This window comes from Paraburkholderia sediminicola (assembly GCF_046030555.1).
Lineage (GTDB): Bacteria > Pseudomonadota > Gammaproteobacteria > Burkholderiales > Burkholderiaceae > Paraburkholderia > Paraburkholderia sediminicola_E.
Genome location: NZ_JAQQCH010000023.1, coordinates 1 through 24,779 on the forward strand (window position 1 = coordinate 1; position 24,779 = coordinate 24,779).

At 60.7% G+C, this 24,779-nt stretch carries 20 protein-coding genes, 1 other RNA gene and 1 pseudogene; 18 read left to right on the top strand and 4 right to left on the bottom strand.

Annotated elements, in window-relative coordinates; all coding sequences use genetic code 11:
* Positions 1-27 precede the first annotated feature (27 nt).
* A pseudogene (locus tag PQQ52_RS26905) lies at positions 28-3,561 on the top strand (YadA-like family protein); the annotation flags it as partial.
* A gap of 302 nt (positions 3,562-3,863) precedes the next feature.
* The gene (locus PQQ52_RS26910; RefSeq protein ID WP_408218150.1) at positions 3,864-4,220 is read left to right on the top strand and encodes an OmpA family protein; all 357 of its coding nucleotides are present in this window, start codon (positions 3,864-3,866) and stop codon (positions 4,218-4,220) included.
* Positions 4,221-4,286: 66 nt separating this feature from the next.
* On the opposite strand, the gene PQQ52_RS26915 is transcribed toward PQQ52_RS26910, so the two are convergent.
* The gene (locus PQQ52_RS26915; RefSeq protein ID WP_408218152.1) at positions 4,287-5,132 is read right to left on the bottom strand and encodes a MurR/RpiR family transcriptional regulator; all 846 of its coding nucleotides are present in this window, start codon (positions 5,130-5,132) and stop codon (positions 4,287-4,289) included.
* A 304-nt stretch (positions 5,133-5,436) separates the two neighbouring features.
* On the opposite strand from PQQ52_RS26915, the gene edd reads away from it, so the two are divergent.
* From edd to PQQ52_RS26940, 5 genes are all read left to right on the top strand, one after another.
* Positions 5,437-7,341 (top strand): phosphogluconate dehydratase, encoded by a 1,905-nt coding sequence (gene edd / locus PQQ52_RS26920; RefSeq protein WP_408218155.1) that lies wholly within the window; start codon positions 5,437-5,439, stop codon positions 7,339-7,341.
* A 26-nt stretch (positions 7,342-7,367) separates the two neighbouring features.
* Complete coding sequence (gene eda, locus PQQ52_RS26925; RefSeq protein WP_408218158.1) at positions 7,368-8,009, top strand: bifunctional 4-hydroxy-2-oxoglutarate aldolase/2-dehydro-3-deoxy-phosphogluconate aldolase; 642 nt, start codon at positions 7,368-7,370, stop codon at positions 8,007-8,009.
* Positions 8,010-8,262: 253 nt separating this feature from the next.
* Entirely contained in the window at positions 8,263-9,624 is a 1,362-nt protein-coding gene (locus tag PQQ52_RS26930; RefSeq protein WP_408218160.1) for a GntP family permease, read from the top strand.
* Between the two features lie 10 nt (positions 9,625-9,634).
* Positions 9,635-10,138, top strand: a complete 504-nt coding sequence (locus tag PQQ52_RS26935) for a gluconokinase (RefSeq protein ID WP_408218163.1) — start codon at positions 9,635-9,637, stop codon at positions 10,136-10,138.
* Positions 10,139-10,333: 195 nt separating this feature from the next.
* A complete protein-coding gene (locus tag PQQ52_RS26940; RefSeq protein WP_408218165.1) occupies positions 10,334-11,095 on the top strand; it encodes a class I SAM-dependent methyltransferase in 762 nt (253 codons plus the stop codon).
* Positions 11,096-11,222: 127 nt separating this feature from the next.
* Here PQQ52_RS26940 and purB read toward each other — a convergent pair whose 3' ends face one another.
* The gene (gene purB / locus PQQ52_RS26945) at positions 11,223-12,611 is read right to left on the bottom strand and encodes an adenylosuccinate lyase (RefSeq protein ID WP_408218168.1); all 1,389 of its coding nucleotides are present in this window, start codon (positions 12,609-12,611) and stop codon (positions 11,223-11,225) included.
* Between the two features lie 289 nt (positions 12,612-12,900).
* On the opposite strand from purB, the gene PQQ52_RS26950 reads away from it, so the two are divergent.
* The 6 genes from PQQ52_RS26950 to PQQ52_RS26975 all read left to right on the top strand — a co-directional run bounded on the left by PQQ52_RS26950 (position 12,901) and on the right by PQQ52_RS26975 (position 18,702).
* Positions 12,901-13,863: a LysR family transcriptional regulator gene (locus tag PQQ52_RS26950; protein WP_408218171.1), complete on the top strand. Its 963-nt coding sequence runs from the start codon at positions 12,901-12,903 to the stop codon at positions 13,861-13,863.
* A 137-nt stretch (positions 13,864-14,000) separates the two neighbouring features.
* Positions 14,001-15,314, top strand: coding sequence for a Glu/Leu/Phe/Val family dehydrogenase (locus PQQ52_RS26955; RefSeq protein WP_408218173.1), 1,314 nt, complete (start codon positions 14,001-14,003; stop codon positions 15,312-15,314).
* A gap of 273 nt (positions 15,315-15,587) precedes the next feature.
* The gene (locus PQQ52_RS26960) at positions 15,588-16,481 is read left to right on the top strand and encodes a glutamate/aspartate ABC transporter substrate-binding protein (RefSeq protein ID WP_408218176.1); all 894 of its coding nucleotides are present in this window, start codon (positions 15,588-15,590) and stop codon (positions 16,479-16,481) included.
* Positions 16,482-16,562: 81 nt separating this feature from the next.
* Positions 16,563-17,303: an amino acid ABC transporter permease gene (locus tag PQQ52_RS26965; protein ID WP_408218179.1), complete on the top strand. Its 741-nt coding sequence runs from the start codon at positions 16,563-16,565 to the stop codon at positions 17,301-17,303.
* Entirely contained in the window at positions 17,303-17,980 is a 678-nt protein-coding gene (gene gltK, locus PQQ52_RS26970) for a glutamate/aspartate ABC transporter permease GltK (RefSeq protein WP_408218182.1), read from the top strand. The genes PQQ52_RS26965 and gltK overlap by 1 nt, the downstream gene beginning before the upstream one ends.
* Positions 17,977-18,702, top strand: coding sequence for an amino acid ABC transporter ATP-binding protein (locus PQQ52_RS26975; protein ID WP_063497320.1), 726 nt, complete (start codon positions 17,977-17,979; stop codon positions 18,700-18,702). Before gltK ends, PQQ52_RS26975 begins: the two co-directional genes overlap by 4 nt.
* Positions 18,703-18,925: 223 nt before the next feature.
* On the opposite strand, the gene PQQ52_RS26980 is transcribed toward PQQ52_RS26975, so the two are convergent.
* Complete coding sequence (locus tag PQQ52_RS26980; RefSeq protein ID WP_408218185.1) at positions 18,926-19,852, bottom strand: class II glutamine amidotransferase; 927 nt, start codon at positions 19,850-19,852, stop codon at positions 18,926-18,928.
* Between the two features lie 178 nt (positions 19,853-20,030).
* Between PQQ52_RS26980 and pyrC the strand changes: the two genes are divergently transcribed.
* The 3 genes from pyrC (at position 20,031) to rnpB (ending at position 22,542) form a co-directional block, all read left to right on the top strand.
* Positions 20,031-21,110, top strand: coding sequence for a dihydroorotase (gene pyrC / locus PQQ52_RS26985; RefSeq protein WP_408218188.1), 1,080 nt, complete (start codon positions 20,031-20,033; stop codon positions 21,108-21,110).
* Positions 21,111-21,121: 11 nt separating this feature from the next.
* Entirely contained in the window at positions 21,122-21,961 is an 840-nt protein-coding gene (locus tag PQQ52_RS26990) for a DUF3025 domain-containing protein (RefSeq protein WP_408218190.1), read from the top strand.
* Positions 21,962-22,128: 167 nt separating this feature from the next.
* Positions 22,129-22,542: RNase P RNA component class A (gene rnpB, locus PQQ52_RS26995), an RNA gene on the top strand.
* 86 nt (positions 22,543-22,628) lie between these two features.
* On the opposite strand, the gene PQQ52_RS27000 is transcribed toward rnpB, so the two are convergent.
* Entirely contained in the window at positions 22,629-23,051 is a 423-nt protein-coding gene (locus tag PQQ52_RS27000) for an OsmC family protein (RefSeq protein WP_408218192.1), read from the bottom strand.
* 684 nt (positions 23,052-23,735) lie between these two features.
* On the opposite strand from PQQ52_RS27000, the gene rplM reads away from it, so the two are divergent.
* Complete coding sequence (gene rplM / locus PQQ52_RS27005) at positions 23,736-24,164, top strand: 50S ribosomal protein L13 (protein WP_007180422.1); 429 nt, start codon at positions 23,736-23,738, stop codon at positions 24,162-24,164.
* Positions 24,165-24,175: 11 nt separating this feature from the next.
* Entirely contained in the window at positions 24,176-24,568 is a 393-nt protein-coding gene (rpsI, locus tag PQQ52_RS27010; protein ID WP_074302436.1) for a 30S ribosomal protein S9, read from the top strand.
* The last annotated feature ends 211 nt before the right edge of the window (positions 24,569-24,779 follow it).

The window sequence follows — 24,779 nt, forward strand, 5'->3', positions numbered from 1 at the left end:
GACATGGGGGGCCATAATGTCACGAACATGACAGCCGGTAACCTGAGCGCATCAAGTACGGACGCGGTGAACGGTTCGCAACTGTATGCGACGAACCAGAACGTGGCGAACATTGGCAACACGGTGAACAACATCACCAACGGTGGTGGCATCAAGTACTTCCATACGAACTCGACGCTGGCTGACGCGTCGGCCACGGGCACGAATGCAACGGCCATTGGCCCGCTGGCCGTGGCCACAGGTAGCAACAGCATTGCGATGGGCAATGGTGCGACGGCCAATAAGGGCAGCGATATCGCGATTGGCCAGGGTTCGTCGGCCACGGGCACGTCGACGCAGGCAGGTGCCGCGCTGGGTTGGAAGGCTGTTGCTGACAACGGCGGCACGGCCATTGGTTCGCAAGCATCGGCCACTGGCGCGAACAATTCGGTGGCGATCGGCAATACCGCAGTGGCTTCGGCGGCAAACTCGATGGCGCTGGGCGTGGCTGCGAATGCGTCGGCGGCAAACTCGGTAGCACTGGGGGCGTATTCGACGACGACGGCGAACCTGTCGGCCGCGGGCTACAACCCGGGTACGGCAGCGCTGTCGGGTACGGCTTCGGCGGCTAACGGTGAAGTGTCGGTGGGTTCGGCAGGCAAGGAACGTCGCGTGACGAACGTGGCAGCCGGTTCGGCCGCTACGGACGCGGTGAACGTGAGCCAGCTGCAGTCGGAAGACGCGAAGGTGAACACGATCAACAACAACGTGAACAACCTGAGCAACAACGTCACGAACATCAGCAACACGGTGAACAACATCACCAACGGCGGTGGCATCAAGTATTTCCACGCGAACTCGACGGGAGCGGATTCGACGGCGTCGGGATCGAACTCGATCGCAATTGGTCAGGCGGCGACGTCAGTGGGTACAGCGGCAATCGCAGTGGGCGTAAACGCGACGACGAGCGGCAATAACTCGACGTCCATCGGCGGAGACTCCAAGGCCGGTGACCACTCGGTGTCGATCGGCAACGGTGCGGACACGTCTGGTGCAGACTACGGTGTTGCAGTTGGCGTCAACTCGTCGGCAAATGGCCTTTGGGCCACAGCGATGGGCGCTTCGGCAAAAGCATCGGGCGACAAGTCGGTGAGCATCGGTACGAACTCTACTGCTTCGGGAAGCCAGTCGGCGGCGCTGGGGTTGGGCGCGACGGCATCGGCGACGAATTCGGTGGCACTGGGTTCGGGCTCGACGACGAAGGCGAACCTGTCGGCAGCGGGCTACAACCCGGGCAGTCTGGCGCTGTCGGGCACGGCATCGGCGACTAACGGCGAAGTGTCGGTGGGCGCGGCAGGCGCAGAACGTCGCGTGACCAACGTGGCAGCCGGCTCGGCCGCTACGGACGCGGTGAACGTGAGCCAGCTGATGTCGGAAGACGCGAAGGTGAACCAGAACACCAGCGACATTACCAATCTGAACACGCAGATCACGACCATCAATGGCCAGATGGCCGGTGCGGTGGTGTACGACTCGTCGGCACATGACGTGGTGACGCTGGGTGGCAAAAAGGGCACGAAGATCACCAACCTGACGGCGGGTGACGTGAGCGCAACGAGCACGGACGCGGTCAACGGTTCACAGCTGTACGCAACGAACCAGAACGTGTCGAACCTGGCAGGCAACGTTACGAACATCAGCAACACGGTGAACAACATCACCAACGGTGGCACGGGCATCAAGTACTTCCACGCGAACTCGACGCTGGCAGATTCGTCGGCCACGGGTATCGACAGCCTGGCGGCTGGTCCGGCAGCAGTGGCGAGCGCTACCGACGCAGTCGCACTGGGCAACGGCGCGAACGCAAGTAACGCTGGCGCAGTTGCACTGGGCGCTGGCTCGAAGACGACGGCGGCAGTGGCGACCACTGGCACGACGATTGGCGGCATCACCTACAAGTTTGCGGGCACGGCTCCGTCGAGCACGGTGAGCGTGGGCGCAGCGGGTAGCGAACGCACCATCACGAATGTGGCGGCTGGCCGTCTGAGCGCAACGAGCACGGATGCGGTCAATGGCAGCGAATTGTTTGCAACCAATCAGCAGGTGACGCAGAACTCGACAGACATCACCAACCTGACGAACTCCATCACCAATGGTGGCGTGGGTCTCGTGCAGCAGGACGCGGCCTCGCGTAACATCACGGTGGCGAAAGACACTGACGGCACGGTGGTGGACTTCACCGGTACGAAGGGGGCGCGCAAGCTGACGGGTGTGTCGGCCGGCGACGTGAACGCAACGAGCGTGGACGCAGTGAACGGTTCGCAACTGTACGCACTGGCCAGTTCGACGGCTGATGCATTGGGTGGCGGCTCGACGGTGAACAACGATGGCACGATTACGAACCCGACATACGTAGTGGACGGTACGACCGTGAACAACGTGGGTGACGCGATCACGAACATTGATGGTCGTGTGACGGAGAACACCACGGATATCACCAGCATCAACAGCACGCTGAACAACATCACCAACGGTAGTATGGGCGTCAAGTACTTCCACGCCAACTCGACGCTGGCGGATTCGCAAGCAACGGGTGCGGAGTCGGTGGCGATCGGCGGTAACGCGCAGTCGTTGGCAGCGAACTCGGTTGCATTGGGTTCGAACTCGGTGGCTGACCGTGCCAATACGGTGTCGGTGGGCGCGGCCGGAGCGGAGCGCCAGATCACCAACGTGGCGGCCGGTACGGCGGACACGGATGCGGTAAACGTCGCGCAGTTGAGGGCGTCGGGCATCATCAATCCGAACGGAACGACCAACGCGGCGGTCACATACGACCATAACACCGACGGTTCGACCAACTACAACAGCGTCACGATGGGTAACGGTGTTGATGGCGGTACGACTATTCACAATGTGGCAGCAGGCACGGCCGGCGACGATGCAGTCAACGTCAATCAGATGAACGCGGCGATCTCCACCGTCACGAACATTGCCGCTGCGGCGAACAACCCGATGTTTGCAGCAGACGGCAGCCGTGACACGGAAGCAGCAGTCGCCAGCGGCACGCATTCCACGGCAATGGGCGCGAACGCCAGCGCGAGCGCGGCCAACTCGGTGGCACTGGGTGCTAACTCGGTGGCGGACCGTGCGAACACGGTGTCGGTGGGCTCGGCGGGCAACGAACGCCAGGTCACCAACGTCGCGGCCGGTACGGCAACGACCGACGCAGTCAACGTCGGCCAGTTGAACGACTCGATCGGCGCGGCGGTCGGCAATCTGCCGGCTGGCATGACGGCGAAGAACTACACCGATCAGCAGATCAACTCGGTGCAGAACGGTGTCAACGCAGTTGCCAAGAACGCGTACTCAGGTATCGCAGCGGCTACGGCGCTGACGATGATCCCGGACGTCGATCAAGGCAAGACGATCGCGGTCGGCATCGGTGGCGGCTCGTACAAGGGTTCGCAGGCTGTGGCGCTCGGCGTCTCGGCACGCATCACCGAGAACCTGAAGATGAAGGCCGGCACGGGTACCAGCTCGGGTGGCACGACAGTGGGTTTGGGTGCTTCGTATCAGTGGTAAGTGCCGTGACGGACGGGGCGTCGGCCCCGTCCGTCAGCCGGATTCGCCTTGACTTAACTGCAAGCGCGCTCTCGTTCATGGAACACGTGGCGAGAGCGCCGCTTCAATCGACTGAATTTCTGAAAAAATGAACGCAACTCTTTTTAAATATCTCCGCGCGCCGCTGCTCGGCGCCCGCTCCGGTGAAGGATCCGCGCGAAATGACCTTCATGTGCGGTAAGCGGGTTGTACAGCAGCCCGTGGTGCAGCCGGCTCCGCAACAGCCGGTTCAGCAACCGGCTCCGCAGCCGTAAGTAAAACAGGTGCCGCCGCAGGTTCGGTTACTGCTGCAAGGTAACGCGAACTTCGCCACCGATAGCGCGGTGCTTAACCCGGTTGCAAAGGAAAGCCTCAATCACTTCATGAGCATGAACCAGGGTGTCAACTTGCATCGCGTGAGCGTGATGGGTTATACCGACAACACCGGTTCGGAAGCCCGTAACCTGAAACTGTCCCAGGCACGTGCCTCAGCTGTCGTGAAATATCTGCACGATGGCGGCCTCCACTCTGACCAGTTTGTTGCAGAAGGTTTGGGCAGCGCCGATCCGGTCGCGTCGAATGCGACGGCCGAAGGCCGCTTGCAGAACCGCCGCGTCGATGTCCGCGTGTTCGCGGAGTAAGCAGCGACACGCATTGCTTGACCACGAAGGCCTGCCATCGAGCAGGCCTTTTTTGTTTCAAACATTTCAGGCCTCGCCGTCGATCCTCAACCGGCCGATCACCCCTTTCGCCTGCCCCAAGCGCTCTACCAACTCGGGCCCGCGCTTCAGCGCGACACCGACCGCCAGAATGTCGCCGATCGCCAGATGCGACATGCGTGATGTCATCGGCGAAAACACGTCGTTTTCCTCGACCACGTTCGAAAAAAGACAGATGGACGCGACCCGCGCAAGCGGTGAACTGCCGTGCGTGATGGCAATCACCTTCGCACCGCGAGCGAGCGCGGAACGCGCAGCCTCGATGATGTCGCGGGTTCGACCGGTATTGGATATCGCCACCACTACGTCGCCGGGTCCGAGCAGCGCTGCCGACATCGAATACGTATGCGGATCGGAGTACGCGACGCTCGGCATGCCGAGCCGGAAAAACTTGTGCTGGATATCTTGAGCGGCAATGCCCGACCCGCCCGCTCCATAGAACTCGATGCGTGCCGCGTTCGCCAGCAGTGCTACGGCAGCGTCGACGCTATCCGGCGACAGGCTGTTGCGTACCTCGATCAACGTGCCGATGGTTCGGTCGAACACCTTCGCGATGAGGCCTGGCGCGTCTTCGTCAGGCCGCACGTCGCGATAGACGGTGGGCACGCCCGACGCGATCCCTTGCGCCAGCCTGATCTTGAATTCGCGAAACCCCGAAAAGCCGAGCGCATGACAAAACCGCGCGATGGTCGGCTGGCTGACGCCCGCGCGGGCGGCCACTTCGGTCATCGACAGATCGAGTACCTCGCGTGGCGCTTCAATCACGTAATCGGCCAGCTTGCGCTCGGACGGGCGCAACTGTTCGCGCATCTCTGCCACCTGGGACAGCATCATCGGAAAACTCGCACTATGCTGAAGAATGCGTGGACTATATCTGATTGCTGAAGAAGCTACAAAAACTACATATCGGGCGCTAGGTGTAATCCCTAGGTTTAGGTGTCTATGGCGCTAAGGCAATGCCAGTAAGGAAACGCGGCTAATCAAAGGTGCCGCGATGCAACAGGAGTTGCGATTGCGATCATGTAGTTTTTCTACTAAAATTGCGTCGTCGACTGATACGACATCCCCGCGATACCTACCTGGCATAGTGCGCGCACGCCCGAGTCAAGCGCATGCGGCCAGCGACGAAGGAGCTCCGATGGTTTCCCCGCATTCGCAATTGTTGAAGGTCACGCAACGCGTGGTCGAGCGTAGCAAGCCCACGCGCGAGGCGTATCTGGCCCGCATCCACCACGCTCAAGGCAAGTTTCCGGCGCGCGGCGCGCTCTCCTGCGCCAATCTGGCGCACGGTTTTGCTGGGCTCGAAGGCAACGACAAGTTCGCCATCAAGGCGATCCGCGAGCCGAACATTGGCATCGTGTCGTCGTACAACGAAATGCTGTCCGCGCACGCGCCGTACAAAAACTACCCGGACATCATCAAGGAAGCCGCGCGTGAAAATGGCGGCGTCGCGCAATTCGCGGGCGGTGTGCCGGCCATGTGCGACGGCGTCACGCAAGGTAACGCGGGCATGGAACTGTCGCTGTTCTCGCGCGAAGTGATCGCGATGAGCACGGCGGTCGCGTTGACGCACAACATGTTCGACGCTGCGCTGTGCCTCGGCATTTGCGACAAGATCGTGCCGGGCCTGTTGATCGGCGCGCTGCAATTCGGCCATCTGCCGACGATTTTCGTGCCGGCCGGTCCGATGGGGAGCGGTCTGTCGAACGACGACAAAGCCAAGACGCGTCAGCTGTTCGCCACTGGCCAGTGCGGCCGCGACGCGCTGCTCGAAGCGGAAGCTGCCGCTTACCACAGTCAAGGCACCTGCACGTTCTACGGCACCGCGAACAGCAACCAGATGCTCATGGAAGTCATGGGGCTGCATCTGCCGAGTTCCGCGTTCGTGCATCCGCATACGGCGCTGCGCGACGCGCTGACCGCGCAGGCCGCGCGCCGAGTGCTCGATCTGACGGTGGAGCGCGGCAATTACACGCCGATCGGCCACGTGGTCGACGAAAAAGCGATCGTCAACGGAATCGTCGCGTTGCTGGCGACGGGCGGCTCGACCAATCACACGCTGCATCTGGTCGCGATCGCGCGTGCGGCCGGCATCGTGATCGACTGGGACGACTTCGACACGCTGTCGCAAGCCGTGCCGCTGCTCGCGAAGATCTATCCGAACGGCAAGGCCGATGTGAACCATTTCCACGCTGCGGGCGGCGTCGCGTTCCTGGTCCGCAATCTGCTGGAAGGCGGCTTGCTCCATGAAGACGTGAACACCGTCGCCGGGAAAGGACTCAGGCACTACACCGAAGAGCCGAAGCTGATCGACGGCAAGCTGCAATGGGTGCCGGGCGCGGAAAAGAGCGAAGACACGGCCGTGCTGCGCGGCATCAAGGAACCGTTCCAGCCTGATGGCGGCTTGCGTCTGATGCAAGGCAAGCTTGGCCGCGGCGTGATCAAGATTTCCGCGGTGGCGGCGCAGCATCGCAAGGTGAAGGCGCCGGCCATCGTGTTCGATTCGCAGGAAGCGGTGCAGGCCGCCTTCGACAACGGCGAACTGAAGCGCGATTTCATTGCCGTCGTGCGCTTCCAGGGCGCACGCGCAAACGGCATGCCTGAGCTGCATCGTTTGACGCCGTTGCTCGGTGTGTTGCAGGATCAAGGTTTCCACGTTGCACTGGTGACCGATGGCCGCATGTCGGGCGCGTCGGGCAAGGTGCCGGCGGTGATCCACCTGTCGCCGGAAGCCTTGCTGCAAGGCCCGATCGGCAAGGTTCGCACCGGTGACATGCTGGTGATCGACGCGGACGCAGGCGTGCTCGACATCGAAATCGATGCAGCCGAATGGGCGGCGCGGCCGGAAGCATTGCCGCAGCATCAGGCGGAAAACGAAGTCGGCTTCGGCCGTGAACTGTTCGGCGTGTTCCGTGCGGCGGCAGCGCCGGCGGAGCAGGGCGCTTCGGTGTTCGGTCCGATGGTGGGCGAGCACGCGGCGCAACACGGTAAGCGGGCCAAAGCCCACGCAGAAGAACACACAAGCACCACTCAAGCCAGCTAAACGCTGCAGAAACAAGGAGTCTGACTATGACGGCGAAAACAGTAAGCGATATCGTGCGCCTCGGCCCGGTGATTCCGGTGCTCGCATTCGACTCGGTCGAGCAGGGTGAGCACGTGTCGCGCGCACTGCATGCGGGTGGCGTGAAGGTGCTGGAAATCACGCTGCGCACGGCAGCCGGTCTGGAAGCGATCGAGCGCGCGAGCCAGTTGGCCGAAGACATCGTGGTGGGCGTCGGCACGATCACGAGGCCTGAGCATTGCGCTCAGGCGAAGAAGGCGGGCGCTCAGTTCGGCGTGTCACCGGGCCTGACGCGGGACATGCACAAGGCCGCGCAAGATGCGGGCTTGCCGCTGCTGCCGGGCGTCATGACGCCGACCGACATCATCACCGCACTGGAACTCGGCTACGAGATCGTGAAGTTTTTCCCGGCGCAACAGGCCGGCGGCGTGCCGATGCTGCAAGCTTTCCACGGCCCTTTCCCGACGCTGAAGTTCTGCCCGACCGGTGGCATCACGGCCGAAACGGCAACGCATTTCCTGTCGCTGCCGAACGTAGTGTGCGTGGGCGGTTCGTGGTTGACGCCGAAAGCCGCGCTCGCCGCTCAAAACTGGGACGAAGTCACCCGTCTGGCGCGTGCCGCCAGCCAGTTGGCCGCGCCGGCCCATTGAGTTGAAACGGCCCGCATTCTAGTCCGTTAGCAAGGTACAACGCCAAGGAGCCTCGTCGATACAGCCTGTCAGGCTGTCGCGGCGAGGCTTCTTGACGATATGCGTGCCGGATTCGCGCGCTTTTAGAGACAACAAACAGTAAAATTCAGCGTCCGCGCGGCTTGCCGGGTTTTCTGGCACCGCTTCAGGTCGCTATGAGACAAGGTGCTAGCCGTGTTCCGCACCGATATCAATAACGCAAAGGAGGAGCTTCATGGAAGCTGTCCACGGCAGCACGCTGCTGGTCTTCGCGGTGATCGCCATCGCACTTCTGATCCTGCTGATCACCCGCTACAAGGTTTATCCGTTCCTCGTCCTGATCATCGTTTCGCTGCTGCTGGGTCTCGTATCCGGCATGCCGATAGGCACGATCGTCAAATCGTTCGAAACTGGCAACGGCAATACGCTCGGCCACATTGCGATCGTGGTCGGCCTCGGCACCATGCTCGGCAAGATGATGGCCGAGTCGGGCGGCGCGGAGCGCATCGCCACCACGCTGATCGACAAGTTCGGCGAGAAGCACATTCACTGGGCCATGATGGTCGTGGCGATCATCGTCGGTTTGCCGGTGTTTTTTGAAGTCGGCTTCGTGCTGCTGATTCCGATCGCGTTCAACGTTGCCAAACGCACCAACAAGTCGCTGCTGCTGATCGGCTTGCCGATGATCGCGGGTCTATCCGTCGTGCACGGTTTGATTCCGCCGCACCCGGCCGCGATGCTCGCGGTGCAGGCGTATCACGCCGACATCGGCAAGACGATTGCTTATGGGCTGATCGTGGGTGTGCCGACGGCAATCGTTGCCGGTCCGCTGTTCGCGCTGTTGATCAGCCGCTACATCAAGTTGCCGCAGAACAATCCGCTGGCGGCGCAGTTTCTCGGCGCTGACGAGAAAAAGGAAAAGCGCGAACTGCCGAGCTTCGGCATTACGCTGTTCACGATCCTGCTGCCGGTGATCCTGATGCTGATCGGCAGTTGGGCCGACCTCGTCTTTACGCCGAAGACCCTGGCGAACGATCTGCTGCGTTTCGTCGGCAACTCTGACGTCGCGCTATTGATCGCCGTGCTGGTCAGTTTCTGGACCTTCGGCGCGAGCCGCGGCTTCAATCGTGAGCAAATCCAGAAATTCTGCGGCGACTGTCTCGCGCCGATCGCGGGCATCACGTTGATCGTGGGCGCGGGCGGCGGTTTCGGGCGCGTACTGATGGATAGCGGCATCTCGAAGGAAATCGTCAGTGTGGCAACGGCCATGCATCTGTCGCCGCTGCTGTTCGGTTGGCTGGTGGCCGCGCTGATTCGCCTGGCCACGGGTTCGGCAACAGTCGCAATGACCACCGCCTGCGGTATCGTCGCGCCGATTGCCTCGGCGAGTGGGGTGCAGGTCACACCGGAATTATTGGTGCTCGCCACCGGTTCCGGTTCACTGATTTTTTCGCATGTGAACGACGGCGGTTTCTGGCTGGTCAAGGAATACTTCGGTATGACGGTGGGGCAGACCTTCAAGACATGGTCGCTCCTCGAAACCATCATTTCGCTGATGGGCTTGGGTTTGACTTTCGCGCTCGCGACGGTCGTGTAAGGAGTTTTTGATGATTCTGATCGCAATGGGCGTGTCGGGCGCCGGCAAAACGAGGATTGGCGAAATGCTGGCGGAACGCCTGCACTGCGCATTTACCGACGGCGACGCATTTCACAGCGCCGCCAACAAGGAGAAAATGCATCACGGCATTCCGCTTACCGACGAAGATCGTTGGCCGTGGTTGCAAACCATCCGTGTGGCGATCGTGGAGAAGCAGAGCGCGGGCGAAAAGGCGGTGTTCACGTGTTCGTCACTGAAGCGTTCGTACCGCGATGTTCTGCGCGGCGGCAGCAACGGTGATAAGGACGTGTGCTTCGTCTATCTGAAGGGTTCGTTTGAAGTACTGCGCGAGCGGCTGACCACGCGCACCGGTCACTTCTTCGATCCGTCGCTGCTGCAAAGCCAGCTCGATACGCTCGAAGAGCCGGGTCAGGATGAAGCGATCACGGTGAGCATCGAACTGTCGCCGGAAGAAATCGTCGACGAGGTGTTGGTCCAGATGAAGGCGCGTTGATTTTGTAACGACGACCAGCATGATATCGACGCCCCGACCGCTTGCACGGTCGGGGCGTTTCATTTTGTGCGGCAGCTTGTTCGTACGTTTGACGTTTCGGCAGCCGCCTTTAAGAAGCATCTGATTCCGTTACCCGCCGCACCCTGATGAAATGACTGCTCTCTATGTCAGATTAAAACGCGGACGGCGGTTGAAATGGTGATGCACATCTCGGGCGACAGGCTTGAACCGGTCGCAGGCGTTTCAGTTTGCAAGGTTTGCCACGGTGAAGCCCCGCTCTATGGCGTGGTCGATTTCAACAAGAATTGCGAAGAACGTCGTGGCGGCTTCCTGCCCCAGAGTGGCATTCCGATTTACTACCACCGCTGTGATCGTTGCGGTCTGATTTTCACTCGAGCTTTCGATCGCTGGCAAAAGAGCGCTTATCTGAAGCACATTTATAACGAGCACTACGAGGTGGTCGATCCGGACTACGTCGACGCCCGCGCGACGGCCAATGCGGTCATGGTTGCGGATTTCATCGCGAAAGGGAACGCGCTCCGGTGTCTTGATTATGGCGGCGGAAATGGCACATTGAGCGGACTATTGCGGGGGCGGGATCTTGATGCGCACAGTTGGGATCCAATGGCTGAGGACGCAACTGAACCGCCGCTCGGCTCGTTCGATCTGGTCACTGCCTTCGAAGTGCTGGAGCATACGCCCGAGCCGCTCGCGACCGTCGAACAGGCGCTTGGCGCACTACGGCAACGCGGCGTGATGCTGTTTTCGACGATGACCATGGATGATCTGCCGCCGCGCGCCATGGATCATTGGTATATCGCGCCGCGCAATGGGCACATCACGATTCATACTGCGCCGTCTCTGCAAACACTCTTTGCGACGTTCGGCTACCGGGTGCATCACTTCAACAAAAACCTTCATCTGGCCTTGCGCGAGACACCTGACTGGTTGTCGTAACGTTCAGCCCACAAACAAAAATGCCGTTCAGTGACTGACTGAACGGCATTCTGGTCCCGCTATATCTTCTTTGTTGCGTGACACAGCGACTTGCTACGCCAGGTGTTAGAGGCGCGTGCCGCTTCGTTTAAGCGATCCGCTTCGCCAGCTCGACCGCCTTGCCGATATACGAACCCGGCGTCATGGCGAGCAAACGATCCTTCGCATCTTGTGGAATCGCCAGGCCGCTCACGAACGTTTGCAGCGCTTCGCGCGTGATGCCCTTGCCGCGCGTCAGTTCCTTCAATTGCTCGTACGGGTTCTCGATGCCGTAACGGCGCATCACCGTTTGCACCGGCTCGGCCAGCACTTCCCAGCAGTTGTCGAGGTCTTCGTTCAGACGCTGCGCATTCACTTCGAGCTTGTCCAGACCGCGGATCAGCGAGTCGTAGGCGAGCAGCGAGTAGCCGAACGCGACGCCGATATTGCGCAGCACCGTCGAGTCGGTCAGGTCGCGCTGCCAGCGTGAAATCGGCAGCTTGTCGGCCAGATGGCGCAGCGTTGCGTTTGCCAGACCGAGATTGCCTTCTGAATTTTCGAAGTCGATCGGATTGACCTTGTGCGGCATCGTCGACGAACCGATTTCGCCGGCCTTCGTGCGCTGCTTGAAGTAACCGACCGAGATGTAGCCCCACACGTCGCGGTCCAGATCCAGCAGGATAATGTTCGCGCGCGACACGGCGTCGAACAGTTCAGCCATGTAGTCGTGCGGTTCGATCTGGATCGTGTACGGATTGAACGTAAGTTTCAGACGTTGCTCGACCACTTCACGCGAAAACGTCTCCCAGTCGAATTCCGGATACGCAGACAAATGCGCATTGAAGTTGCCGACCGCGCCATTCATCTTGCCCAGCAGTTCGACTTTCGCGACACGGTCGATCGCGCGTTCCAGACGCGCGGCGACGTTGGCGATTTCCTTGCCGAGCGTGGTGGGGCTGGCCGGCTGGCCGTGCGTGCGCGACAGCATCGGCTGTTCGGCTTGCGCGTGAGCCAACGCAACGAGGCGCTGATGCACCGCGCGCAGTGCCGGCAGGATCACGTGTTCACGTGCGCCGGCGAGCATCAGGCCGTGCGACGTGTTGTTGATGTCTTCCGACGTGCAGGCGAAGTGGATGAACTCGCTCGCGCGTTCCAGTTCCTCCTGACCCTTGACCGACTCCTTCAGCCAATACTCGACCGCTTTCACGTCGTGATTCGTCACACGCTCGATTTCCTTGATGCGCGCGGCGTCGTGCGCGGTGAAGCGCTCGGCCAGTTGCAGCAGGAATTGTTCGGCGGCTTCGGAAAAGCGCGGCACTTCCGCGAAACCGGCTTGCGACAGTGCGATCAGCCAATGGATCTCAACCGTCACGCGATTGCGCATGAAAGCGGCTTCCGAGAGCCAGTCGCGCAGGGCTTCGGTTTTCGAGGCGTAGCGGCCGTCGAGCGGGGAGAGCGCGTTCAGCGCGAACAGGGTGTCGGGGCGGGTGTCGGACATGATGGGGCGCGAGTTGGGGTGAATTGGGGCGTTGAACGCTGAGTAAGCGCGCAGTGACCAGTTCGGGAACGGAGGGAACCGGGAATTTTACCACTGTGCGCCTTTTGGCCCGAAGTGGGCCGCGATCTGGCCACGAACCGGGCCGGCACATGAAGTCCGCACGTCGTGCCCGCTCGAACCGCACCGCCAGGCAGGTGGCAACGCGGACTGAAACCCGCGCGGCAATCCCGTACGGCGGCCACGCCGCTAGAATGCTGACTTCTTCCCTCCCGCTGACAGCAGGCTCCGCATGGAACTGAAATGGCTCGAAGACTTCGTCTCGCTCGCGGAAACGCGTAGTTTCAGCCGCTCGGCCGAATCGCGTCACGTCACGCAGCCGGCGTTCTCGCGGCGGATTCAGGCGCTGGAGGCGTGGCTCGGCACCGAACTGATCGACCGTTCGGTTTATCCGACGCGACTCACCGCAGCCGGCCAGGTATTCTATGAGCAGGCGCTCGCCATGCTGTCGCAGTTCCACGAGGCGCGTGCTCTGCTGCGCGGGCACACGGCGACGCCGCAGGCGACCATCGAGTTCGCGGTGCCGCACACGCTTTCGCTGACGTACTTCCCGCGCTGGCTGCAGCGTATCGAAGCGCAGATGGGCCCGATCCACACCAGGCTGCGGGCGTTGAACGTCCACGACGCGGCTTTGGCGCTGGTGGAAGGCGGTTGCGATCTGATGATGGGCTATCACCATCCGAGTCATCCGGTCGCACTCGATCCGGCGCGCTACGACATGCTCACGCTCGGCAACGAGCCGATCAGCCCGTTCTCGGCGCCGGGCCGCGCCGGGCGGCCCCGGCACACGCTGCCGGGCACTGCCGAGGCACCCGCCCCCTATCTGACCTACACGCCGAACGCGTACCTGGGCCGCATGACCGAAGTGATCCTCGCCAACGCGCCGGAACGCCTGTATCTCGACCATCTCTACGAGACCGACATGGCCGAAGGGCTTAAGGCGATGGCGCTGGCCGGCCACGGGATCGCGTTCCTGCCGCACAGCGCGGTGGAAGACGCGGTCGCCGACGGCAAGCTGATCCGCCTCGATCGTGCAACCCGCGGCACGCCCGAAGGGCAGCTCACGCTAAGCATGGAGATCCGCCTCTATCGCGACAAGCTTGCGGCGAAGAGCGACGATGCGCGGCAGATACTCGTTCGGCAACTGTGGGACGTGGTGTCGGAGGAACTGGCGCAGGGCGCGGACGCTGCCTGAAACCTGCTTCCCTACGACGTGAATTTGCAGCTTCTGAACGGTTATGCAAAAAAAACATAATCGGATAAGGAAACGGCATTGGATTTCAAAACGGCGTTTTTCGACAATGCTGCTATTCGATCAACGCCGGAGCGTTCATGTCTTCCCAGCAGCAAGTCGCACAATCCGCATCATCGTTGCAGTCCGTTCCCTCCTACCTGAATAGTGAAGACCTCGGCCCTTGGGGCAACTACCTGCGTCAGGTCGACCGCGTCGCGCCGTACCTCGGCTCGCTGTCCCGCTGGCTCGAAACCCTCAAGCGCCCGAAGCGCATTCTGATCGTCGATGTGCCTATCGAACTTGATAACGGCACGGTGGCGCACTTCGAAGGCTATCGCGTGCAGCACAACGTGTCGCGTGGTCCGGGTAAGGGCGGCGTGCGCTATCACCAGGACGTGACGCTGTCGGAAGTGATGGCGCTGTCGGCGTGGATGTCGGTGAAGAACGCTGCTGTGAACGTGCCGTACGGCGGCGCGAAGGGCGGTATCCGTGTCGACCCGCGCACGCTGTCGCGTGGTGAGCTAGAGCGCATGACGCGCCGCTACACCAGCGAAATCGGCATCATCATCGGACCGAATACCGACATTCCCGCGCCGGACGTGAACACGAACGAGCAGATCATGGCGTGGATGATGGACACGTACTCGATGAACCAGGGCCAAACGGCTACGGGCGTCGTGACCGGCAAGCCGATCACGCTCGGCGGTTCGCTGGGCCGTCGTGAAGCAACGGGCCGTGGGGTGTTCGTAGTCGGCAGCGAAGCGGCACGCCGCATCGGCTTCGACATCGAAGGCGCACGTATTGCGGTTCAGGGCTTCGGTAACGTGGGCGGTATCGCCGCACGTCTGTTCCAGGAAGCGGGCGCGAAAGTGGTTGCGGTGCAGGATCACACCGGTTCGCTGTACAAGTCGACCGGTATCGACGCCAACGCACTGCTCGAGCATGTTGCGAAGACCGGCGGCGTGGGCGGTTTCCCTGAAGCCGATGCAGTCACGAACGAAGAATTCTGGACGGTCGAATCGGACATCCTGATTCCGGCGGCACTGGAAAACCAGATCACCGAAAAGAACGCAGGCAAGATCAAGACGAAGATCGTCGTGGAAGGCGCCAACGGCCCGACCACCACGGCGGCGGACGACATTCTGCACGACCGCGGCATCCTCGTGATTCCGGACGTGGTGGCCAACGCCGGTGGTGTGACGGTGTCGTACTTCGAGTGGGTACAAGACTTTTCGAGCTTCTTCTGGACCGAAGACGAGATCAACCAGCGTCTCGAGCGCGTGATGCGCGAGGCGTTTGCCGCAGTCTGGCAAGTGTCGAGCGAACAGAAGGTGTCCGTGCGGACCGCGGCGTTTATCGTAGCGTGTAAGCGGATCCTCGAAGCGCGCGAACTGCGCGGCCTGTATCCCTGATTGACCCCTGATCGTTCTGCGTGAAACGGCGGGCCCGCCATCTCGGACCCGCTGCCAATCCTTGCGTTGACGTGGTTCATAAGACCGCGTGTTTTACCCGGCGGGCGGCATCGTATCGATGCCGCCCGCCTTTGCGTGTCTGCCGCTACGGGATTGCCGGATAAGGCGCCGTAATCCTGTAGCAGCGCAGATGCAACAAACATGGTTTATAGCAATACTTTCAGAATAATTACTTTGCTAAACTGGCGCCGGTTCTTGCCAAGGAGATCACACATGAAGGTTAAAAAAGCTGCGCTGCTGCTCGCGACTCTCGGACTGTTTACGGTTGGCGCGCATGCGCAAGACGCTGGTACGCTGAAAAAGATCAAAGATACGGGCGTCATTTCGCTGGGACACCGCGAATCGTCGATCCCGTTTTCGTACTACGACGACAAGCAGAATGTCATCGGCTACTCGCAGGAATTCGCGCTGAAGGTGGTTGAGGCGGTCAAGCAGAAGCTGAACATGCCTAATCTGAAGGTCAAGCTGACGCCTGTCACGTCGCAAAACCGTATTCCGCTGGTGCAAAACGGCACTGTCGACATGGAATGCGGTTCGACCACCAATAACGCCGAGCGCCAGCAACAGGCTGCGTTCTCGAACACGATCTTCGTGATCGGCACGCGTCTGATGACCAAGAAAGACTCCGGCATCAAGGACTTCGCGGACCTGAAGGGCAAGACCGTCGTCACGACGGCCGGCACTACTTCCGAGCGCCTGCTTCGCAAGATGAACCAGGACAAGAGCATGGGCATGAACATCATCAGCGCGAAGGACCATGGCGAGTCGTTCCTGACGCTCTCCACCGGCCGTGCTGCTGCGTTCATGATGGACGACGCGCTGCTGGCAGGCGAGCGCGCCAAGTCGAACACCCCGGGCGACTTCGTGATCGTTGGCACGCCGCAATCGCATGAAGCGTACGGCTGCATGATCCGCAAGAACGATCCGGAGTTCAAGAAGGTCGTCGACGAAGCGATCGCGAAGGTCGAAACCTCGGGCGAAGCCGATCAGATCTACAAGAAGTGGTTCGAATCGCCGATTCCGCCGAAGGGCCTGAACCTGAATTTCCCGGAAAGCGACGACATCAAGGCGCTCTACAAGAGCCCGAATGACAAGGCAATTGACTAAACCTTAGCTGTTTTTTGAAACGCTGAATGAGACGGAAGGGGCCACGCGCTTCTTCCGTTTCTTTTTGCTGGAGTCTTGGTCATGTCATATCACTGGAACTGGGGCATTCTGCTGAGCCCGGTCTCGACCGGCGAGCCGACCACCTATCTGGGCTGGCTGATGTCCGGCTTCTGGGTGACGATTACCGTGTCGCTGTCGGCATGGGTGATCGCGCTGATCGTCGGTTCGTTGTTCGGTGTGCTGCGCACGGTGCCGAACAAATGGGCGTCGGGTATCGGTACGCTCTATGTCGCGATTTTCCGTAACATCCCGCTCATCGTGCAGTTCTTCATCTGGTATCTGGTGATACCGGAGTTGCTGCCCGTGTCGATCGGTAACTGGTACAAGCAGCTGCCGCCTGGCGCGCAGTTCTTTTCGTCGTCGATCCTGTGTCTCGGGCTCTTCACTGCCGCGCGCGTGTGCGAGCAGGTGCGCTCGGGCATCAATGCATTGCCGCGCGGCCAGCGCGCCGCGGGTCTGGCAATGGGTTTCACGCAATGGCAGACGTATCGCTACGTGCTGCTGCCGGTTGCGTACCGGATCATCGTGCCGCCGCTCACGTCCGAGTTTCTGAACATTTTCAAGAACTCGGCGGTCGCGTCGACCATCGGTCTGTTGGACCTGTCCGCCCAGGCGCGTCAACTGGTCGACTACACGTCGCAGACGTATGAGTCGTTCATCGCGGTCACGCTGGCGTATGTGCTGATCAATCTGGTCGTGATGCAACTGATGCGCTGGGTCGAACACAAGACCCGGTTGCCCGGCTATATCGGAGGTAAGTGATGCATCATTTCGACTGGAGCGGTATTCCGGGCGCACTGCCTACGCTGTGGACCGGCGCCATCGTCACCATCAAGATCACGCTGCTTGCGATTGTGATCGGCATTATCTGGGGCACCATTCTCGCGATCATGCGGCTCTCGCCATTCAAGCCGTTCGAATGGTTCGCGAAGGCCTATGTCACGGTGTTCCGTTCGATCCCGCTGGTGATGGTGCTGCTGTGGTTCTTCCTGATCGTGCCGCAGGTGCTGCAAAACGTGCTGGGTTTGTCGCCGGATATCGATATTCGGCTAGCTTCGGCAATGGTCGCTTTCTCGCTGTTCGAGGCAGCGTACTATTCGGAAATCATCCGCGCCGGCATTCAGGCGGTGCCGCGCGGGCAGATCAATGCCGCGTTCGCGCTCGGCATGAGCTACCCGCAGGCGATGCGCCTCATCGTGCTGCCGCAGGCGTTCCGTGCGATGGTGCCGCTGCTGCTTACGCAAGGTATTGTGCTGTTTCAGGATACGTCGCTCGTCTACGTGATCAGCCTCGCTGACTTTTTCCGCACCGCCACGAATATTGGCGACCGTGACGGCACGAATGTCGAGATGGTACTGTTCGCGGGCGCGTGTTATTTCGTGGTCTGCGTGATCGCGTCGAGCCTCGTCAAAGGTCTTCAGAAAAAGGTCGCAAGATGATCTCTATCAAGAATGTTTCGAAGTGGTACGGCCAGTTTCAAGTGCTGACCGATTGCACGACGGAAGTCAAAAAAGGTGAAGTGGTGGTGGTGTGCGGGCCGTCGGGCTCGGGCAAGTCCACGCTGATCAAAACCGTCAACGGCCTCGAGCCGTTCCAGAAGGGCGAGATCGTCATCAATGGCCAGTCGCTGACCGACAAGAAAACCAACCTGTCGAAGCTGCGTGCGAAGGTCGGCATGGTGTTCCAGCACTTCGAACTGTTCCCGCATCTGTCGATCGTGCAGAACCTGACGCTCGCGCAGATCAAGGTGCTCGGCCGCTCGAAGGACGAAGCCACGACCAAGGGCTACAAGCTGCTCGATCGCGTTGGTCTGCGTGCGCATGCGGATAAGTTTCCGGGGCAGTTGTCGGGCGGTCAGCAACAACGTGTGGCAATTGCGCGCGCGCTGTCCATGGATCCGATCGCGATGCTGTTCGACGAGCCAACCTCCGCGCTCGATCCGGAAATGATTAATGAAGTGCTCGATGTGATGGTCGAACTCGCGCAGGAAGGCATGACGATGATGTGCGTCACGCACGAAATGGGCTTTGCCAAGAAGGTCGCGCACCGTGTGATTTTCATGGACAAGGGCTTGATCGTGGAAGACGACAAGAAGGAAGACTTCTTCGCGAATCCGAAGTCGGATCGTGCGAAGGATTTTCTGGCAAAGATCCTGCACTGAGGTTTTTATCGGCTCACGCTGCTATCGGCTCACGCTGCTTATGCGGTGTGGCCGGCGCAGAAAAAAAGCCGCTTCGGAGAAGCGGCTTTTTTGTTTCTGACGTTCTGGTGTGCACGAGCTGGTCGTTCTGCCGTGCGTGAATGCGGATGCGGGTTAAGAAATCATGCGTGTGTGAACGCAGGCATAGGACCGGTGTTCCAATGTTAGCGAGCGCATTCGCAGGTCAGGATTCGAACGCGGCGGCGTCGTCGGCCGCCTCAAGGTCGACCTCGTCCGTGGCCACCGCCTCGACCGAGGCCGCAATCGTGGTCGCCGAAGCCGATGCATCCAGCTGCGGATTGCGCAGCTTCTCCAGCACCGAAGTGGGCACGGGCACGTTGACCCGGCCGATCACTTCGCCATGCTGGAACATCATCAGATCGCCTGGCTGAAAAGCCGTCCAGACTTCGTTATCGGTGAGCGGCTTGGTCGCGATCACGGCGACGCGGTCTTCCGGCGTCGTGTATTTGGCGAAATCGATCGATACGTCTGCATCGACCAGATGGGCGGTCGAGAACGGCCAGCGCCGCACGATGTAGTGCAGATGCGTCGAGCAATGCGCGAACTGCGCCTGGCCGTTCGACATCAGGAAATTGAAAACGCCGAACTGCGTAATCTCGCGTGTGAGGGTTTCGAGCGCCTTGAACAGTTCGTCGAGCGGCGGCTGCGTGCCCGGGAAAGTCTTGCGCAAGCCTTGCAGCAGCGCGCAGAAGGCGAGCTCGCTATCGGTTGTACCGACAGGTTGGTAGACGCCGTTTAGCGCCGGCGAATACTCTTTCAGATCGCCGTTGTGCGCAAAGATCCAGTGGCGCCCCCACAGTTCGCGCATGAACGGATGGCAGTTCTCGAGCAGGATGTGCCCTTGCGTCGCCTTGCGAATATGCGCGATTGTGTTCTTTGACTTGATCGGGTAGCGCTTGACCATTTCGGCGATCGGCGAGGTGGCCGACGATTGATGGTCGATGAACAGGCGGCAGGCTTTGTCTTCGAAGAAGGCGATGCCCCAGCCGTCCGCGTGGTGATCGGTGACGCCGCCGCGCGCCGCAAAGCCGGTGAACGAGAACGTGACGTCCGTCGGCGCGGCGCAGTTCATTCCGAGAAGTTGGCACATGTTGCGGGTAAGCCTGTGAACGGGGCGAGCCGTTACAATGATGATTTTCCAAGCATATCACCGAGCCAGAAGCGCCAAATAGCAAAATTGACGTGTGTTTAGGCCGCAACGGCACGAATTGCCGCAGTGTGCGCACGTCGATCACGCTTTTATCGCCGAATCTCGTTCCCCTCTCGCCATGACCGCTTCCAACGCCTCCCTCGATTCGATTGACACCATCGACTCCGTTACGCTCGCCCGCCCGGACGACTGGCACCTGCACGTTCGCGACGGCGAGATGCTCGCGGCCGTGTTGCCGGATACCGTGCGCCAGTTCGGCCGCGCCATCATCATGCCTAACCTGAAGCCACCGGTCACCACGACCGCGATGGCAGAGGCGTACCGCGAGCGCATCGTCGCCGCGATCCCGGCCGGTGCGAAGTTCGAACCGCTGATGACGCTGTACCTGACCGACAACACGCCGCCCGACGAAATCCGCCGCGCGCGCGAAAGCGGCTTCGTGCATGGCGTGAAGCTGTACCCGGCGGGTGCCACGACCAATTCGGATGCAGGCGTCACTGACATCATGAAGTGCGCCAAAACGCTCGAAGTGATGCAGGAAACCGGCATGCCGCTGCTGGTGCACGGCGAAGTGACGGATTCGTCGATCGATTTGTTCGACCGCGAGAAAGTGTTCATCGATCGCGTTATGACGCCGTTGCGCCGCGAATTTCCGGCGCTGAAGGTGGTGTTCGAGCACATCACCACGAAAGATGCAGTCGACTACATCCGCGAGGCCGGTGTGGCGCCGGGGCTGCTGGGCGCGACGATTACCGCGCACCATCTGCTGTACAACCGCAACGCGATCTTCCAGGGCGGCATTCGCCCGCATTACTACTGCCTGCCGGTGTTGAAGCGCGAGACGCATCGTGTGGCGCTGGTCGAGGCGGCGACCTCGGGCAATCCACGCTTCTTCCTCGGTACGGATAGCGCGCCACATCCGAAGGGCTTGAAGGAGCATGCCTGCGGCTGCGCGGGTTGCTACACGGCGCTGCATGCACTCGAGCTCTATACGGAAGCGTTCGACAAGGCCGGCGCACTGGACAAGCTCGAAGGCTTCGCCAGCTTCTTCGGGGCGGACTTCTACGGCCTGCCGCGCAGCGAAGAGAAAGTCACGCTGCGTCGCGAAGAATGGATGCTGCCGGCTGAATTGCCGGTCGGCGACACACCTGTTGTGCCGCTGCGTGGTGGTGAGTCGATCGGTTGGCGCCTCATCTGAGGTTGCGCTAGATGCAGGTGCAAGAGGCGGCGCGCGTAGCCTCAGGCTTGGGTTTCGCCGATATCGACTGGTCGAAGCCGTGGTTCGCGCAATTCGCGGCGCGCGGCGAGCGCTGGCAGCAGGGCGCGCTGACGAGCTACGCGGCCTTGCTCGCAGAAATGAATGCCGATGCTGCCGAGACGCGGCAGGCCACGGGGCGCGGTCAGAGACTCGCGTTCATTGCGCAGGACGATCTGCCACCGGGCGCGGCTTACGAGGCGCACATCGCGTCAACGGGCTGTGTGCCGACGCGCCACAATCTGCATGACTTCTTCAACGGGTCGATGTGGTTTGCATTTCCGCGTATCAAGGCGGCGCTGAACGCGCGGCAGTCGGCGGCGATCGACGTATTAGGCGTTGGCCCAACCCGCGGCGGCGTGCGTGACGCGTTGACCTTGTTCGACGAAAACGCGTTGCTGTTCGCCTGTGCCGACCCGGCGTTGAGCGTGGCCTTGCGCGGGTTTGACTGGCAGACGCTGCTGGTTGCTCGCCGTGACGCCTGGGGGGCGCGCTGTGAAGTGCGCTGTTTTGGTCACGCGCTGCTGGAAAAGCTGATCGCGCCGTTCAAGGCCTGCACGGGTCACGCGTGGATTGTCGACGTGCCATCCGGGTACTTCGCATGGGACGCCGCGGCTCGCGACGCATGGCTCGACGAGTCTGTCAGCGCGGTACTACTGGGCACCGATGCATTGACGAGCCGTATGTTCGCGCCGCTGCCCGTACTGGGGATTCCGGGGTGGTGGGCGGAGAACGAATCGCCCGCGTTTTACGACGACACGTCCGTCTTTCGCCCAGGGCGGCGTTCGCGCTAAAAACCCGCTTCGGGTGAACGCGTTGAAGAGCGGTTTGAGCGATAGCCTCGCGCAAACGCATCTTGGCCCGAAGCGTCGCCACGGTTCGAGTGGGATAGCGGAGCGATCCGGCTATTCCAGATGTTGAAGCCGCGCAGATTCGCCGCAGTGTTAAAATGCGCCCCAGCAAAGCAGGCTAGGCAGTCGCGGCCTCTGCGGCTTCGGCCAACGAGGGCGAGGAAAGTCCGGACTCCATAGGGCAGGGTGATGGCTAACGGCCATCCGTGGTGACACGCGGAATAGGGCAACAGAAAGCAAACCGCCGATGGCCCGGCGCAAGCCGGGATCAGGTAAGGGTGAAACGGTGCGGTAAGAGCGCACCGCGGCTGCTGCAAGGCAGACCGGCAAGGTAACCTCCACCCGGAGCAATTCCAAGTAGGCAGGCTAGCATCTTCGAGATGCAGGACGGGGCCCCCGTCACGTCTGCGGGTAGGAAGCTTGAGCGCGTCAGTAATGGCGCGCCTAGAGGAATGACTGCTACGCGCGTCGCGTTTTCGGACGTGGCGCGTGCACAGAATCCGGCTTATCGGCCTGCTTTGCCACCCAATAAAAAATGCCGGCGTCCGTGTGGACGCCGGCATTTTTACTTTGACTCGCGCTTTGGGTCAGCTGCGCCGAAGCGCCGTGCTCAACTCGCGACGATGTCGAACGAGTGCGTGAGCTCGGCGGTCTTCGCGATCATGATCGACGCCGAGCAGTATTTGTCGTGCGACAGATTGATCGCGCGTTCCACCGTAGCCGGGTTCAGATTCTTGCCCGTCACGGTGAAGTGGAAGTGGACTTTGGTGAACACCTTCGGATCTTCGCTGGCGCGTTCGGCCTTCAGCGTCACCGAGCAGCCGGCGATTTCCTGGCGGCTCTTTTTCAGGATCATCACGACGTCGTACGCCGTGCAACCGCCCGTGCCGAGCAGAACCATTTCCATCGGGCGCGGCGAAAGATTGCGGCCGCCGCCTTCCGGCGCGCCGTCCATCGTGACCAAATGGCCGCTGCCCGTCTCGGCCGCAAATGCCATCCCGTCTTGCCCCATCCAGCTCACTTTGCATTCCATGCTGTGCTCCACCGCGCTGCGCTTATATCGAAACGGCATTGTAGCCCGGTGTTTGCGTGTCCGCCCGAAGGGACTTTCGCCGGAACTTATGCGCGGTGACTACTTGCGTGTTGCGGTGCGGCATGTTGCGCCGGTTCGGGAATGCCCTGACAGGTTTAGGGGTTTTACTCTAGCTGATGTACGCTTGAGCAGTCACTTGAAATGGTTTTTGCTATTGATTTTAAAAGGAATTCAGCGTTTTGCCGCCTGCGGGCGCATCTGTCACATTGTAAAATCGTATTTCACAATGCAAATGTTCTTGCGTCGCACAAGGCTGCCTCATATAATCGATTCCATCGGTTGCAGCAGTTCTGCAACCTCCGCTGTCTCCTCCACCTCCTCCTTTGGTGGATTAAACCCGAACCACTAGTTCGGGTTTTTTTTCGCTCGCACTTTTGATCTCGCCGACGCCGGTTTCAGGGCTAGTGGGAAGGGCAAATGGCTGTATCTGGCGACCGGATCGCCCGATTTCTCGCCCAAACCCCCCGCAGGCTTTGACTCGGCGTGACAAATTCCTTTATAATTCAGAGCTTTTCCGCATCCGCGCCCGCGGAGGAAGAACCAGGGAGAGCCTGCACGCGCCTCGATGCGCACACTACAAGCAGGAAAAAACACATTGGGCGCAGCATTTTTTTTGGATCGATCATGAAGACGTTTTCCGCAAAAGCCCATGAGGTTACGCGTGAATGGTACGTGATTGACGCGACGGATAAGGTTCTCGGGCGTGTCGCCAGCGAAGTGGCACACCGTCTTCGCGGCAAGCACAAGCCTGAATTCACTCCGCACGTCGACACCGGTGATTTCATCATCGTTATCAACGCCGGCAAGTTGCGCGTCACGGGTAACAAGGCTACTGACAAGAAGTACTACCGTCACTCGGGTTACCCGGGCGGTATTTATGAAACGACGTTCGGCAAGATGCAAGAACGCTTCCCGGGCCGTGCGCTCGAGAAAGCGGTCAAGGGCATGCTGCCGAAGGGCCCGCTCGGCTACGCGATGATCAAGAAGCTGAAGGTCTACGCTGAAGCAACGCATCCGCATTCGGCACAACAGCCGAAAGCGCTCGAGATCTAAGGGGAGCCCACATGATCGGTAACTGGAATTACGGCACGGGCCGCCGCAAGAGCGCCACTGCACGTGTGTTCATCAAGGCAGGCAAGGGCGATATCGTTGTGAACGGTAAGCCCATCGCTGAGTACTTCTCGCGCGAAACGTCGCTGATGATCGTGCGTCAGCCGCTGGAACTCACGAACCACGGCGTCACGTTCGACATCAAGGTCAACGTGTCGGGTGGCGGTGAAACGGGTCAAGCCGGTGCGGTTCGCCACGGCATTACCCGCGCGCTGATGGACTATGACGCAACGCTGAAGCCGGAACTGTCGAAGGCTGGCTTCGTTACGCGTGACGCTCGTGAAGTCGAACGTAAGAAGGTCGGCTTCCACAAGGCACGTCGCAGGAAGCAATTCTCGAAGCGTTAATCGCTTCGTGTGCGATCCGGCTTTCGGGCTGGAACGCTGCAAAAGCCGCCAACGCTTTCGCGACGGCGGCTTTTTTATTTGTTCGCGGCCTAGCTTTGCAGTGACGGCTTTGTTGCCGGGGCGGCGATTTGGCCCGCTCAGGCAGGCCGGTGGCGGGATGAGGGCCATCCATTGATTTTGCGGAAGAACCCATTGATTTTGTGGGCTTCGG

What these genes read in the sequence shown, in the direction of transcription:
- PQQ52_RS26915 (WP_408218152.1), bottom strand. Translation starts at nt 5,132, where the DNA reads ATGATGCTGTCCCAGGTGGCAGAGATGCGCGAACAGTTGCGCCCGTCC.
- edd (WP_408218155.1), top strand. Translation starts at nt 5,437, where the DNA reads ATGGTTTCCCCGCATTCGCAATTGTTGAAGGTCACGCAACGCGTGGTC.
- eda (WP_408218158.1), top strand. Translation starts at nt 7,368, where the DNA reads ATGACGGCGAAAACAGTAAGCGATATCGTGCGCCTCGGCCCGGTGATT.
- PQQ52_RS26930 (WP_408218160.1), top strand. Translation starts at nt 8,263, where the DNA reads ATGGAAGCTGTCCACGGCAGCACGCTGCTGGTCTTCGCGGTGATCGCC.
- PQQ52_RS26935 (WP_408218163.1), top strand. Translation starts at nt 9,635, where the DNA reads ATGATTCTGATCGCAATGGGCGTGTCGGGCGCCGGCAAAACGAGGATT.
- PQQ52_RS26940 (WP_408218165.1), top strand. Translation starts at nt 10,334, where the DNA reads ATGGTGATGCACATCTCGGGCGACAGGCTTGAACCGGTCGCAGGCGTT.
- purB (WP_408218168.1), bottom strand. Translation starts at nt 12,611, where the DNA reads ATGTCCGACACCCGCCCCGACACCCTGTTCGCGCTGAACGCGCTCTCC.
- PQQ52_RS26950 (WP_408218171.1), top strand. Translation starts at nt 12,901, where the DNA reads ATGGAACTGAAATGGCTCGAAGACTTCGTCTCGCTCGCGGAAACGCGT.
- PQQ52_RS26955 (WP_408218173.1), top strand. Translation starts at nt 14,001, where the DNA reads ATGTCTTCCCAGCAGCAAGTCGCACAATCCGCATCATCGTTGCAGTCC.
- PQQ52_RS26960 (WP_408218176.1), top strand. Translation starts at nt 15,588, where the DNA reads ATGAAGGTTAAAAAAGCTGCGCTGCTGCTCGCGACTCTCGGACTGTTT.
- PQQ52_RS26965 (WP_408218179.1), top strand. Translation starts at nt 16,563, where the DNA reads ATGTCATATCACTGGAACTGGGGCATTCTGCTGAGCCCGGTCTCGACC.
- gltK (WP_408218182.1), top strand. Translation starts at nt 17,303, where the DNA reads ATGCATCATTTCGACTGGAGCGGTATTCCGGGCGCACTGCCTACGCTG.
- PQQ52_RS26975 (WP_063497320.1), top strand. Translation starts at nt 17,977, where the DNA reads ATGATCTCTATCAAGAATGTTTCGAAGTGGTACGGCCAGTTTCAAGTG.
- PQQ52_RS26980 (WP_408218185.1), bottom strand. Translation starts at nt 19,852, where the DNA reads ATGTGCCAACTTCTCGGAATGAACTGCGCCGCGCCGACGGACGTCACG.
- pyrC (WP_408218188.1), top strand. Translation starts at nt 20,031, where the DNA reads ATGACCGCTTCCAACGCCTCCCTCGATTCGATTGACACCATCGACTCC.
- PQQ52_RS26990 (WP_408218190.1), top strand. Translation starts at nt 21,122, where the DNA reads ATGCAGGTGCAAGAGGCGGCGCGCGTAGCCTCAGGCTTGGGTTTCGCC.
- PQQ52_RS27000 (WP_408218192.1), bottom strand. Translation starts at nt 23,051, where the DNA reads ATGGAATGCAAAGTGAGCTGGATGGGGCAAGACGGGATGGCATTTGCG.
- rplM (WP_007180422.1), top strand. Translation starts at nt 23,736, where the DNA reads ATGAAGACGTTTTCCGCAAAAGCCCATGAGGTTACGCGTGAATGGTAC.
- rpsI (WP_074302436.1), top strand. Translation starts at nt 24,176, where the DNA reads ATGATCGGTAACTGGAATTACGGCACGGGCCGCCGCAAGAGCGCCACT.